Here is a 12480-nt window from a genome sequence, read left to right as displayed (position 1 = left end):
TCGACCTGCTACCGCTGTGGTGGGCCCGCGATTCGCGGTGGTGGCTTCCGCGCCGAGTCGATCGAGCCAGCTATGAATGTGGCGACAGCATCTTGGGGGCACTGTGTGGGATGGGCCGTTCTACCGGGTCAAGCGGGACGAGTACGAGATCTGTTTCGTGCCGGGAGCAGGCGAAGACCTGGATGAGGTGTGCAACGTCGACATGTGGGTGACCTTCGCCAGTGGCAACCGATGGTCTGGGACAGTGCTCACTCTCGATGAGGTGCGGCACCTGATGGACCGCTGGAAGAACACGGGCGAATGTCTGGACGGAGGCTACTTCTACTGCTACGGGCTCATCGTCCGGGAGGCCGGCATCCCCGCCATGGTCCGGATCGTCGATGACCTAGTAGCCACCGGCGACTACCAAGGAGCTCTTCGCCCACTCGGACGGGAGGATGACCAGGACGACTGACTCCTGGCCCTCCGCCGACCGGCACCTCGTCGGTACCTTGCTGAACTGCTGGGCCGGCTCCTGCGAGTTCAACGCGACGGACTGGGCGATGCCCCGCCTTCACCGGTAGCGCACCGCCCACCACTGCCTCACGCGCTGGGCGCCACCGCCCGCGAGACGCCCACCAGGAGCGACTCGACCTCCGCCCCCCAGCGCGAGCTGATCACCAGGTCACGCGCGGGATCGACCCACAGCAGGTGGCCGGTTTCAGGCAGGCTCATCGTCGGTCGCCTCCTTCGGCGCGGTGAGTAGGTGCCGCCACTCGTGGGCAGTGGAGTGCACGGCGTAGCGCAGGGCGTCTGCCGAGTGGTCGTCGACTTTCAGCGGCGCGTCCTCGCCCCGCTCGGTCGCTTTCGGGTCCCATGAGTAGCCGGGGAGCTCGCCGAGCAGGCCCTCTCACGATTCGTGTACGAGCAGGCGGCCGGCCGCGAGGGCGGCGGCCACGGATCGGATGCCGTCGGTCACGTCGTTGTTGGCGCGGGCGAGGCCGGGGTGTCCGTCGTGCCATAGCTGGGTGCTGAATGAGGCGGCGCTCGGGTCAACGAACGTCCACTCGGGGGAGATCTCCAACCCTTGCAGCCATGCGCGAATGGCGGCGCTGTACTGGGCGTCGGTCATCTGCCGGTGTGTGGCGCGGCTGTCGTGGCGCCACTCCGCTACGGCGTACAGGCGGTCGTCGACGCCGAGGCCGAGCAGTACGGCCGATGTGGCGTTCGTGGTGCCGTAGTCGACGCCGACCCAATGGCGGCGCATCTCGGGTAGCTCGTCGACGACGTGCCGGGACTCATCCCACATGTCGTAGATGGCGCCCTCGGCGACTACCCACGCCCCGTCGATCATGCGGCGGCGCCATAGGCCGACGTACTCGGCGGCGAGGTCGGCGACGTACTCGGGGGAGAGGGACGGGTTATCGGCGAGCTTGAAATGCCACGCCCTGAGATTCAGCTCGTGGGCGCGGTCGAGGTATCCGGTTTTGAGCCAGTGCCGCGGCGAGTCCGGGTTCGTGGTCGCGTACAGGCGTGCGCCCGGAATGCTCAACCGGGCGAGTAGCTGCGTCCAGAAACCCTCGGGCAAGAGGGTTGCCTCGTCGACGTAGGCGAGTTGCGCGGTGAGGCCACGCAACCGGCCCTCGGCGCGGGTGTCGGCGGCGCCGATCAGGTGCACGGTGCGGCCGAGGATCGTCGCCGTCGTCGCCCCGCGGGTGTGGTGGATATGCCGGGCGAGGGGGCCGAACAGGGCGACGTCTTGCAGGGGCTCGAACACGTTGCGCTCGATCGTCTGCAAGCTGCGCCCACAGATGATGATCAGGCCGCTGGGTCCGGCGGTCGCGACGGCGATGACGAACGCGAGCAGGCTCGCGATGGTCTTCCCGCTACGAACGCTGCCGTGCCAGAGGTTGATACGGCGGGTGGCCTGCCCGATGCTGCGCAACTGCTTACGGGACAGGGCAACCGGTCGAGGTCGAGCACCGGCTCACCCCCCGTCGGCGCCCCCGTCGTCGTCCTCGTCGGCGGCGGCGCGCGTCAGTGCCTCGCCGAGCGCACCCAACGCGGGAGTCAGGCCGTTCGAGCATCAGGAGGTGCACCTCACGCAGCGAGCGGAGCACCATGTCGTTCGCTGTGACGGCAGCTACCGCATTGCTGATCTTGGTCTGCTCGGTGGCCGCGTGCGTTTGCTCGGCAGCGGCGTGGGTCTGCTCTGCCGATGCTTTCGTCTGCTTGGCCAGGTAGAACACGGACCACGCGGACACACCCAGCGCCAGCGCGGCCACTAAGGAACTCACCGCTTCAGCCGATACCCCACCCATGACACTCCCGCCCTCCGCACAGCAGTGGCGGGACAGTATCGCAGCAGGCCTCGTCGCGGCGTGGAATCTCGTTGATCGCCCGGACGCGGGCTAAGCGCTGTCACTTGGCGTGGGAGGAGTGCCGCGGTAAGGGAAGTTAGCGCCGAGTGTGCGGTTCGCGGAGAAGTTCGGCCGATGGGGTTGGCGAGAAGACTTGGGCATGCCGAAGACGGCCCCGATTAGATCACGGAACGGCAACGGTGTGCAATGTGCGGCCGGATACGTGGGCGGCGGCCGGTGCGCGTGCGGCGCGGCGCGGGTGGGCGCGTGATGTCGGCGTACAGGCGCGCGCGGGCGCCGTCCTCGGCGAGCTGCCCGCGTTCCCCTCCGGTCGATGCCCACAGGCGGGCGATGCGGGCGGCGGCGCGGGCCGTGGCGCGGTCGGACGCGGTGACGTCCACGCGGACGATTCCGGGTCCGGCCCATGGTGCGGTGTCGGTCATGCCGTCAGACACGCGTGATCCTCTGCCGCGGTTCGGGATACGGCGGGGGATCACACGAGCGGGTGTCACGCGCGGGCGCGCGGCCGGGTCGGCGTCCGGTCGGACGGGGCAGCGCTCTTCTTTGTGGTCGAGGGTCGTTGGCGGTCGCAGTTATTGACAGGGGTGCCCATGTTGCACCTCCGTCACAGATCTTGAGCCAGACCTCTGAAGTCGCGGGCAAACGTCAACATGGGCGCGTGGAGATCGCCGAGCTTGTTCTCAAGTACGTAGAGGCCCTGGTGTGGCCACTCGTTACGCTTGCCATGGTTTGGTGCCTACGTGTCCAATTACGGGCGGCATTTACCCGGATGACGCGTGTGGAGACTCCGGCAGGCGCAATCGAGTTTGCTGCCGAGGCGCGGGACGTGCTGAATCAAGCGGAGGGCGTCGCTGATGCCGATCAACTGTTGAGGCCTCCGTTTCAGGGAGCGCAGCAACCCCGACAGGAACCGACGCCTTCGCGTACTGAGCCGGAGGATTACCTGCTGCAGGAACCGGTGCCTGCTCCTGAATCGGAGAACCAGTCGCAGCCTGGTTGGGCGAACGTATCGTGGTCTCCGCCTCCCAGGTCGGGTGGGTGGTCTCCGCCTCCGCCTCCTAGGTCGGAAGATCAGCCTCCGACCCCGCCTCCTAGGTCGGAAGATCAGCCTCCGGCGCCGCCTCCTGTAGTGAACGGGTGGCTTTCACCAGACGAGCCGGAGTTTCCGTTCGAGGAGTCTCCCGCCCCTGAGTCGGAGGAGCCGGAGTACCGGGAGCCTCAGTCCGAGGAGTCTCCCGCCCCTGAGTCGGAGGAGTGGGAGTCTCCGTCCCCGGGGTGGTATGGGTCCCCGACGGCGTCTGCGTCCAGGGGGTATGGGTACCCGGCGTCTGCGTCGGGGGGATATGGGTTCCCGCAACCCATTCAGTCGCCGCGTAACGCGCCCGCGAGACAATCGGCGCAGCCAGGCTCCGGCCTGCCTCCGCTTCCTCCATCATTCCGACCGCCCGTGCTGGAGGCGCAGAGCGATGCTGGTGGTCAAGGTCAAAGGGAAACCCCGCCCTGGCGTAGAGAGCTTCGGAATGCCAGGGACATAGTCGACGCTTCACCTGCTGGAGCCGTTGTCACGGCATGGAATGCGCTCTACGCCTTGTGTCTGGACACGTTGACTGCTTTTCATATCATCACCCCCCCTGAACTGCGGTCGGCGGAGGTGGGGCCTGCCTTGACAACTGTGGGACTGTCTCCGAGCAGCAAAGTTGTTTTCGAACGATTGCGTCAGCTGCGTAACCGTGCTGTACATGGGGCCGGGGAGGTCACACCTGGTGCTGCACGCGACTTCGTTGACAGCTGTCTGACTATCGCGCGTGAGGTCGATTCACTGACGAATCCCTGAGAGCTGTGCCGTCTCACGGTGCGCCCCGCCGTGTCGGACGGGCAGGGCGCGCGGTCGGCGGTGGATGTGGGCGGCTACGGCACGGGTTCGGCGTGGCGCTGCGCCACGGTGAGCCATGTGGCGCGGCCCTGGTTGGCGGCGGCGTGGATGATCTGCGCCAGTGTCTCGGGAAGGCGACCGGTGCGCGGGTCGGCAAGGACGTTCAGGTCTTTGATGAGCTGCGGGTCGAGGTCGCGGACAAGACGCGTAGGAATTGGCGCACCGGTTGCGCCGCTGGTCAGGGCGGGTGGCGCAATCTGCGGCACGGGGGTCGGCGCTGCTGGCGCTTCGGTGGCGCGGAGGTCGCGCGCCACGGTGTCTTTGCCGATGCTGAGGCGGCGCGCAATGGCGCGGTTGGACAGGCCAGCGGCGGCGAGCTGGCGCACGCGGGTGCGCCGCTCGGCGCGCGACATGGCGTCGGTAGGGTTGGTGGTGGCCTTGGTCGGGGTTTGCTCCCGTCGTGGTTAGTCGGGCCCGTCCGGCGGTGGAGTCGCCGCGTGCGGGCCCGCTGTCGTTGTGTGGGCTACGCGAACAACGCGCCCTGTTCGGCGTCGCGCTCGATGGCGAACAGGGCGCCGTCGGCCTGCTCGCCGATCCACTCGCCCCGCCACGTGCCGTCGGTGGCTTCGGCCTCGGTGGCGAGCTGGGCGGCGAGGCGTGCCTCGCGGTCGGCGTCGGCGTTGGCCTGGCGTGGGCGGCGGGCGTGGCGCCGGTGCCAGCCCTCGCCGGGCGGGCCGCCCGGCGACTCCGTGCCCTCACGGGTGCTCTGCGCGTCGACTCGTGTCGGCTTGCCCCACAGCTCGCCCTCCCACTGGCTGGTCTGGTCGAGCAGATGCCGCCACGTGATCGCGCGCCCATGGGCGTCGGCGAACTGTGGCAGGTCGACCGACGTGGACACAGGTTCGTCCAGGCGCAGCAGCCCGTCGTCGAAGGCGACGCCAGCCACCAGGGACAGGGCGCTCTTGGTCACGCTGTAGGCCATCTCCTCGCGTGCCGGGTCGCCCCACGAGGCGATGACCACGCCACGCCGCACGACGACACCGCTCGCGCCCTGACCAGCCAGAAGCGGCCCCACCACCTCGCGGTGCGAGGTGTCCGACACCTGGGCCGCGAGATAGGACGCCATGTCGTCCACACCGGGCACCGGCCGCTCGGACTGCTCACGGACGGCCCGCGCCAGGGCCTCCCTGTCCACTCCCTGCCAGGGGTCGCCGAGCTGGGCCCCGCCGTCCAGGAAATCCCTGTCGCGCTGCGACGTCACTGCACCCATCCCGAACCTCCGTCAAACCGTCCATCAGCCGCATGCGACCGACAGGCTCCCTACCCGCGTGATCGGGAAGGCCTAACGGAGTCCTACCCGCGCCTGAGAGCAAAGCCCTGAGAGGGGAAGATCCCGAAAGGGGAATACCCCCCACCGACCCGACGCTCTCCTCCCTGGAGGTACGACGATGACGACGACCGAAGACGACGGCGGCCAGCGCTACCGCATCGAGCACGACTCCATGGGCGAAGTGCGCGTCCCCGCGCACGCCAAGTGGCGGGCGCAGACGCAGCGGGCCGTGGAGAACTTCCCCATCTCCGGGCAGCGTCTCGAGCGCGCGCACATCGAGGCGCTGGCGCGTATCAAGGCAGCCGCGGCCAAGGTGAACGCCGAACTCGGGGTGCTCGACAAGGACATCGCGGACGCCATCGTGGACGCGGCGCAGGACGTCGCCGAGGGGCGGTGGGACGAGCACTTCCCCGTCGATGTGTTTCAGACGGGCTCTGGCACCTCCTCCAACATGAACACCAACGAGGTGCTGGCCACGCTCGCCACCGAGCAGCTCGGGCGTCCCGTCCACCCGAACGACCACGTGAACGCGTCACAGTCCTCGAACGACGTCTTCCCGTCCTCCATCCATATCGCCGCCACCGCCGCCGTGACGCACGATCTGATCCCGGCTCTCGAGCATCTGGCAGCCTCCCTTGAGCGGAAGTCGGACGAGTTCGCCGATGTCGTGAAGTCCGGGCGTACGCATCTCATGGACGCCACGCCCGTGACCCTCGGCCAGGAGTTCGGCGGGTACGCGGCGCAGGTGCGGTACGGCGTGGAGCGGCTGCGGGCCTCGCTGCCGCGGCTGGCCGAACTGCCGCTCGGGGGCACCGCCGTGGGCACCGGTATCAACACGCCTCCCGGTTTCTCGGCCGCCGTGATCGCCGAGGTGGCGCGGGCCACCGGGCTGCCGCTCACCGAGGCGCGCAACCACTTCGAGGCGCAGGGTGCGCGTGACGGCATCGTGGAGACGAGCGGCCAGCTCCGGACCATCGCGGTCGGGCTGACGAAGATCGCCAACGACCTGCGGTGGATGTCGAGCGGTCCGCGCACCGGGCTCGCCGAGATCGCCCTGCCCGACCTCCAGCCCGGTTCGTCGATCATGCCGGGCAAGGTCAACCCGGTCGTCCCGGAGGCGGTCCTGATGGTCGCCGCGCAGGTCACCGGCAATGACACGACGGTCACGGTGGCCGGTGCCGCCGGGAACTTCGAGCTCAACGTCATGCTCCCCGTCATCGCCAAGAACGTGCTCGAATCCATCCGGCTCCTCGCGAACGCCTCGCGGCTCCTCGCCGACCGGACCGTCGACGGCATCACCGCGAACCGCGAGCGGGCCCGTGAGTACGCCGAGTCCTCGCCGTCCGTCGTGACCCCGCTGAACAAGTACATCGGATACGAAGAGGCGGCGAAGGTGGCGAAGCGGGCGCTGGCCGAGCGGAAGACGATTCGCGAGGTCGTCCTGGAGTCCGGGTACGTCGAGCGGGGCGACCTGTCGCTCGAGCAGCTGGACGAGGCGCTGGACGTCCTGCGGATGACACACCCGTAAGGGCCCGCACCGCGGTTTTTCATTGCGGTCATGTTGCGCCATGGCGCATTCGTGTTTCGCCATGGCGCATCCGTGTTGCCACTCCTGCATCCGTGACGGGCACCGCAGCGTCGTATGCCCTGGGCACCTAATATCTGCGCATGACAGACAGGGCGAGCGGACTCATGGACGGAAGCGGCACGGCGCACTGGGCTCCCGGCGACCACATCCTGTGGCGTTACCGGGAGAACGCCGGCGACCGCTTCCACATCTGCCGTCCCGTGACCGTCGTCCAGGACACCGCCGAGTTGCTCGCCGTATGGATGGCGCCCGGCACGGAGTGTGTGAAGCCGGTCCTCGCGGACGGCACGCCTGTGCATGTGGAGCCGCTGGACACGCGGTACACGAAGCCGCGCACGGTGCGGCGCGACCGCTGGTTCGGCACGGGCGTGCTGAAGCTGGCGCGGCCCGATGAGGCCTGGTCCGTATGGCTGTTCTGGGAGCCGGGCTGGCGGTTCAAGAACTGGTACGTGAACCTGGAGGAGCCGCGTGTGCGTTGGGCCGGCGGTATCGACTCCGAGGACCACTTCCTGGACATCTGCGTGTACCCGGACCGCACGTGGCAGTGGCGCGACGAGGACGAGTTCGCGCAGGCGCAGCAGGCCGGTCTGATGGACGCCGCTCAGGCCGAGTCCGTACGCCGGGCCGGGCGGGATGCCGTCGACGTGATCCGCTCGTGGGGCGCGCCGTTCTCGGACGGCTGGCAGCACTGGCGGCCGGACCCGGAATGGTCGATACCGCTTCTTCCGGACGACTGGGATCGCACGCCCGCTCGAGTGCCGTCATGAGACCCTTGATGCGCCCCCGTAGGGCAAACGTAGGATCGTCCTCCGCAAGTACACGGCAGCACAGCAGCAACTCCTTTCACATGGACAAGGCCTGACACGACGTCATCGAGGGGCGGCGGGACGTGAGCGAGGGTAGCGAGGCTTACGAACGGTACGGTGGCGCGACGCCGTACCGGGCGGACGGTATGGCCGGGGGGTACCGGGCCCATCGCAGGGGCCGGTCCGGAGCCTGTCCGACGCCTCGTCGGCAGGGCACCGAGAATCAGTTCTTGGCACACGTATTCCGGGTATCGGCCTCTCTGCGGAACGAACTGCGCCAGGGCGTGCGCGACGCGGATTCCGGGATCGCCGGGGAGGACACGTTCGCGTGCGTTCCGGCGATGCCTGATGCTCCCCCAGGCTCCCGGCTCCTCCCCCACTCCCGGCTCGACCGGCGCGGGGGAACCCCCACGAGCAGGAGTGGCCCCGATCCCGAACAGCACCTGTTTCTCAACTGCCAGCGCTCCTGAGACCCATGGCGCGCACGGCGCGCAGCCCCGGACGGACGGATTCGACACGCGTGACGGAGCACCCCACCTCCCACGAGCGCGGGCAGCCCACCGCTGCCCGGCCTCCCGCCCCCGCAGACCCGCGCGGGGCGCTGCTGCGTACCCCGGAGAACCCGGAAGTCCCTGACGCAGCGGGCATGGTCGCCTTACCTGCGCAGGGCCGGCCCGGCGACCCCTCGGCCCCGTACGGCACGACCGTGCCGGGCGGCGGCAACCCCCACGACGCGGGCGCTGCCGGGCCCGGAAACGCATCCGGCGCCGCGGACGCCTCTGGCACGCCCTCCGGAGCCTGGCCCGCCGGAGCTGCCGGGCCCTCCGGACCTGCCGATCCTCCCGGAGCTGCCCGGTCCGCCGGGCCTGCCGGGCCCCCTGGATCCGGTCCCGTGGGTCCTGTGGGCAGCGCCGGCACCGAGCACTCCCAGCCCTCGACCGCCGAACCCGACCCTCATCGCCCACGCCCCGCACCTCAGGGCGCACCACTTCAGCGAGGCGCCGACAGTACGCACTGGGCCGACGCGAGAGAGATCGCCGAGGCCGGGCTCCACCCGGGCGAGGCGGGAGCACGCTCCCTGACCGGGGTGCCCTCGCTCGGCCCTGCCGCGATGCAGCGCGACGGCGACCGGCTGCGGTTCGTCGGGGCCGCGACCCGGCGTATCGCGCGGGGCATGGACCTCGACGAGATCGTGATGGGGCTGTGCCGGGCCACCGTGCCGACGTTCTCCGACGCGATCCTGGTGTATCTGCGCGACCCGCTGCCGGTCGGCGACGAGCGGCCCTCCGGGCCCGTCGTCCTGCGGCTGCGGCGCACCGACCGGCTGCGGCGGATCGAGGACGGAACCGAGGACGCGGACACCGACGGCGGCCTGCCGCCGGGGCTGTTTCCGGGGCTGCAGCTGCAGCCCGATGTCACGGGGACCACGGAGCTGTGCGAGGTGCGGCCGGGCGGTCCGCTCGCCGAGGTGCTGCGCGGCGTACGTCCCGTGTTCGCGGACGCCACCGCCGCGCTGGGCGCGCTGCCCGAACTGCTCGGAGGGGAGCGGCAGGTGCCGGGCGCGCAGCACACGATCCTGGCACCGCTGCGCGGCCGTCGGCGTGTCATCGGTGCCGCGGTGTTCCTGCGCCGTCCGGACCGGCCGGCGTTCGAGACCGAGGATCTGCTGGTCGCCGCGCAGCTCGCCACGCACAGCGCGCTCGGTATCGACAAGGCGGTCCTGTACGACCGCGAGGCGTACATCGCCGACGAGCTGCAGCGCACGATGCTGCCCGAGTCGCTGCCCCAGCCGCACGGTGTGCGGCTCGCGTCCCGCTATCTGCCGGCCGCCGAGACGGCCCGGGTCGGCGGCGACTGGTACGACGCGATCCCGCTGCCCGGCAACCGCGTCGCCCTCGTCGTCGGCGACGTCATGGGGCACTCCATGACCTCGGCGGCGATCATGGGCCAGCTGCGGACGACCGCGCAGACGCTGGCCGGACTGGACCTGCCGCCGCAGGAGGTGCTGCACCACCTCGACGAGCAGGCACAGCGGCTCGGCAGCGACCGCATGGCGACCTGCCTGTACGCCGTCTACGACCCGGTCACGCACCGCATCACCATCGCCAACGCGGGCCATCCGCCGCCGGTTCTGCTGCACTTGAGCGGGCGCGCCGAGGTGCTGCGGGTGCCGGCGGGCGCGCCGATCGGTGTGGGCGGCGTCGACTTCGAGGCCGTCGAACTGGACGCGCCCGCCGGGACCACGCTCCTGCTGTACACGGACGGTCTCGTGGAGTCCCGGCTGCGCGACGTGTGGACCGGCATAGAGCAGCTGCGCGAGCGGCTGTCCGCGACCGCGCAGCTGACCGGCCCGGACCGCCCGCCGCCGCTGGAGGCGCTGTGCGACGAGGTGCTCGACATGCTCGGCCCGGGTGACCGGGACGACGACATCGCGCTGCTCGCGGCGCGCTTCAACGGGATCGCGCCGAGCGACGTCGCGTACTGGAATCTGGACCCGGAGGACGCGGCACCCCGCCGCGCCCGCGGTCTGGCCCGCAAGGCACTGGCCCGCTGGGACCTGGAGGAACTGACGGACTCGGTGGAACTGCTGGTCAGCGAGGTGGTCACGAACGCCGTTCGCTATACGTCACGGCCGGTCACGCTGCGTCTGCTGCGCACCGACGTGCTGCGCTGCGAGGTCGGCGACGACGTGCCCGAGCTGCCGCGGCTGCGCCAGGCGCGGGCGACGGACGAGGGCGGGCGCGGGCTCTTCCTGGTCAACAAGCTGGCCCGCCGCTGGGGCGCGACCCGGCTGAGCACCGGGAAGGTGGTCTGGTTCGAGCTGCCGACGCCCGCGTCGGGCTGAGGCCGTCCCGGGGAAGCCCCAGCGTCGGCTGACCCGGGACGTTCGTACGAGTTCCACCTTGGACAAGGTCCATATGTTGCCGACGTCGCGTTGGCGGAGTTGACTGCTGTGGTGGGCGAAGCGACCTGACCTATCCCGAATGCACGACGGGAGGACGCTCGTGACCGAAGCAGTACACAAGGTCCCGTACACCACGACGAACGCCGGAATACCGGTGGAGAGCGACGAGCATTCGCTCACGGTCGGCGATACCGGCCCCGTCCTTCTCCAGGATCACTACCTCATCGAGAAGATGGCCCAGTTCAACCGCGAACGGGTCCCCGAGCGGGTGGTGCACGCCAAGGGTGCCGGCGCGTACGGAATCTTCGAAGTCACCAACGACGTCAGCCAGTTCACCAAGGCCGACCTCTTCCAGCCGGGGAAGCGGACGGAGATGCTGGCGCGTTTCTCGACGGTCGCAGGGGAGCAGGGCTCCCCCGACACCTGGCGCGACCCACGCGGCTTCGCGCTCAAGTTCTACACGGAGCACGGGAACTACGACCTGGTCGGCAACAACACGCCGGTCTTCTTCGTACGCGACCCGATGAAATTCCAGGACTTCATCCGCTCCCAGAAGCGCCGTCCCGACAGCGGCCTGCGCGACAACAACATGCAGTGGGACTTCTGGACCCTGTCTCCCGAGTCCGCGCACATGGTGACGTGGCTGATGGGCGACCGTGGCGTCCCGAAGACGTACCGCAACATGAACGGCTACAGCTCCCACACCTATATGTGGGTCAACGGCGGCGGCGAGAAGTTCTGGGTCAAGTACCACATCAAGACGGACCAGGGCATCGACTTCCTCACCCAGTCCGAGGCCGACGAACTCGCGGGCACGGACGGCGACATCCACCGCCGTGACCTGTTCGACTCGATCGCCTCCGGCAACGCCCCGTCGTGGACGATGCACGTGCAGGTCATGCCGTTCGAGGACGCGCCGGACTACCGTTTCAACCCGTTCGACCTGACCAAGGTGTGGCCGCACGGCGACTACCCGCTGATCGAGGTCGGCCGGATGACGCTGAACAAGAATCCGGAAGATTTCTTCGTCCACATCGAACAGGCCGCCTTCGAGCCCTCGAACCTGGTGCCGGGCATCGGCCCGTCCCCGGACAAGATGCTGCTCGGCCGGCTCTTCTCGTACCCGGACACGCACCGCTACCGGATCGGCCCCAACTACGCGCAGCTGCCGCCGAACCGCCCGCGGTCGGCCGTCCACTCGTACGCGAAGGACGGCCCGATGCGGTACGAGCCGGCGAACGTCGGCGCCGTGTACGCGCCCAACTCGTACGGCGGCCCGGCGGCTGCCACGGAGACCTTCGGCGAGCCCGCGGGCTGGCAGGCGGCGGGCGAGATGGTCCGCGAGGCGTACGCGCTGCACCGCGAGGACGACGACTGGGGCCAGCCGGGCACGCTGGTCCGGGAGGTCCTGGACGACGCGGCCCGCGAACGCCTGGTGTCCAACGTCAGCGGCCACCTCAGCGCGGGCGTCTCCCGCCCCGTCCTGGACCGCGCCCTCCAGTACTGGCGCAACATCGACAAGGAACTGGGCGACCGCATCGCCAAACGAGTCAACGGCGGCTGACTCCCTCACGCGTCGGGCACCGCACCCCGACGCGAAGGCGCCCGGAACCTTCAG

At 69.6% G+C, this 12480-nt stretch carries 10 protein-coding genes; 5 read left to right on the top strand and 5 right to left on the bottom strand.

The features are described 5' to 3' along the window. Nucleotides 1–103 precede the first annotated feature (103 nt). Nucleotides 104–454, top strand: coding sequence for a hypothetical protein (locus tag H1D24_RS00165; RefSeq protein WP_309484155.1), 351 nt, complete (start codon nucleotides 104–106; stop codon nucleotides 452–454). 128 nt (nucleotides 455–582) lie between these two features. Here H1D24_RS00165 and H1D24_RS41970 read toward each other — a convergent pair whose 3' ends face one another. The 5 genes from H1D24_RS41970 to H1D24_RS00145 all read right to left on the bottom strand — a co-directional run bounded on the left by H1D24_RS41970 (nucleotide 583) and on the right by H1D24_RS00145 (nucleotide 5503). Beyond that, on the bottom strand, nucleotides 583–714 hold the full coding sequence (locus H1D24_RS41970; protein WP_258563735.1) for a hypothetical protein: 132 nt from the start codon (nucleotides 712–714) through the stop codon (nucleotides 583–585). Nucleotides 715–889: 175 nt separating this feature from the next. Further along, nucleotides 890–1924 carry a terminase large subunit domain-containing protein gene (locus tag H1D24_RS00160; RefSeq protein ID WP_309484154.1) on the bottom strand — a complete coding sequence of 345 codons (1035 nt, stop codon included), beginning with the start codon at nucleotides 1922–1924 and terminating at the stop codon, nucleotides 890–892. Between the two features lie 594 nt (nucleotides 1925–2518). Then, the gene (locus tag H1D24_RS00155; RefSeq protein WP_181655250.1) at nucleotides 2519–2794 is read right to left on the bottom strand and encodes a DUF6207 family protein; all 276 of its coding nucleotides are present in this window, start codon (nucleotides 2792–2794) and stop codon (nucleotides 2519–2521) included. Between the two features lie 1474 nt (nucleotides 2795–4268). After that, nucleotides 4269–4646, bottom strand: coding sequence for a hypothetical protein (locus tag H1D24_RS00150; protein WP_181655249.1), 378 nt, complete (start codon nucleotides 4644–4646; stop codon nucleotides 4269–4271). A 110-nt stretch (nucleotides 4647–4756) separates the two neighbouring features. Next, nucleotides 4757–5503: a serine hydrolase gene (locus H1D24_RS00145; RefSeq protein WP_258563734.1), complete on the bottom strand. Its 747-nt coding sequence runs from the start codon at nucleotides 5501–5503 to the stop codon at nucleotides 4757–4759. A 178-nt stretch (nucleotides 5504–5681) separates the two neighbouring features. Here H1D24_RS00145 and H1D24_RS00140 point away from each other — a divergent pair, with 178 nt between their 5' ends. From H1D24_RS00140 to H1D24_RS00125, 4 genes are all read left to right on the top strand, one after another. Next, on the top strand, nucleotides 5682–7091 hold the full coding sequence (locus H1D24_RS00140; RefSeq protein WP_181655248.1) for a class II fumarate hydratase: 1410 nt from the start codon (nucleotides 5682–5684) through the stop codon (nucleotides 7089–7091). A gap of 140 nt (nucleotides 7092–7231) precedes the next feature. Then, nucleotides 7232–7918 (top strand): cytidylyl-2-hydroxypropylphosphonate hydrolase, encoded by a 687-nt coding sequence (gene fomD, locus H1D24_RS00135; protein ID WP_246460906.1) that lies wholly within the window; start codon nucleotides 7232–7234, stop codon nucleotides 7916–7918. 940 nt (nucleotides 7919–8858) lie between these two features. Then, a complete protein-coding gene (locus H1D24_RS00130; protein ID WP_445194912.1) occupies nucleotides 8859–10802 on the top strand; it encodes a SpoIIE family protein phosphatase in 1944 nt (647 codons plus the stop codon). A 160-nt stretch (nucleotides 10803–10962) separates the two neighbouring features. Continuing rightward, nucleotides 10963–12426 carry a catalase gene (locus H1D24_RS00125; RefSeq protein ID WP_181655246.1) on the top strand — a complete coding sequence of 488 codons (1464 nt, stop codon included), beginning with the start codon at nucleotides 10963–10965 and terminating at the stop codon, nucleotides 12424–12426. The last annotated feature ends 54 nt before the right edge of the window (nucleotides 12427–12480 follow it).

The organism is Streptomyces himalayensis subsp. himalayensis, from assembly GCF_013778455.1.
Classification (GTDB): Bacteria; Actinomycetota; Actinomycetes; order Streptomycetales; family Streptomycetaceae; genus Streptomyces; species Streptomyces himalayensis.
This window is presented reverse-complemented; position numbering and strand designations above follow the sequence as displayed.

Bases quoted from the DNA above. Each gene is read 5' to 3' on its own strand.
- H1D24_RS41970 (WP_258563735.1), bottom strand. From the start codon at position 714: ATGAGCCTGCCTGAAACCGGCCACCTGCTGTGGGTCGATCCCGCGCGT.
- H1D24_RS00150 (WP_181655249.1), bottom strand. From the start codon at position 4,646: ATGTCGCGCGCCGAGCGGCGCACCCGCGTGCGCCAGCTCGCCGCCGCT.
- H1D24_RS00145 (WP_258563734.1), bottom strand. From the start codon at position 5,503: ATGGGTGCAGTGACGTCGCAGCGCGACAGGGATTTCCTGGACGGCGGG.
- H1D24_RS00140 (WP_181655248.1), top strand. From the start codon at position 5,682: ATGACGACGACCGAAGACGACGGCGGCCAGCGCTACCGCATCGAGCAC.
- fomD (WP_246460906.1), top strand. From the start codon at position 7,232: ATGACAGACAGGGCGAGCGGACTCATGGACGGAAGCGGCACGGCGCAC.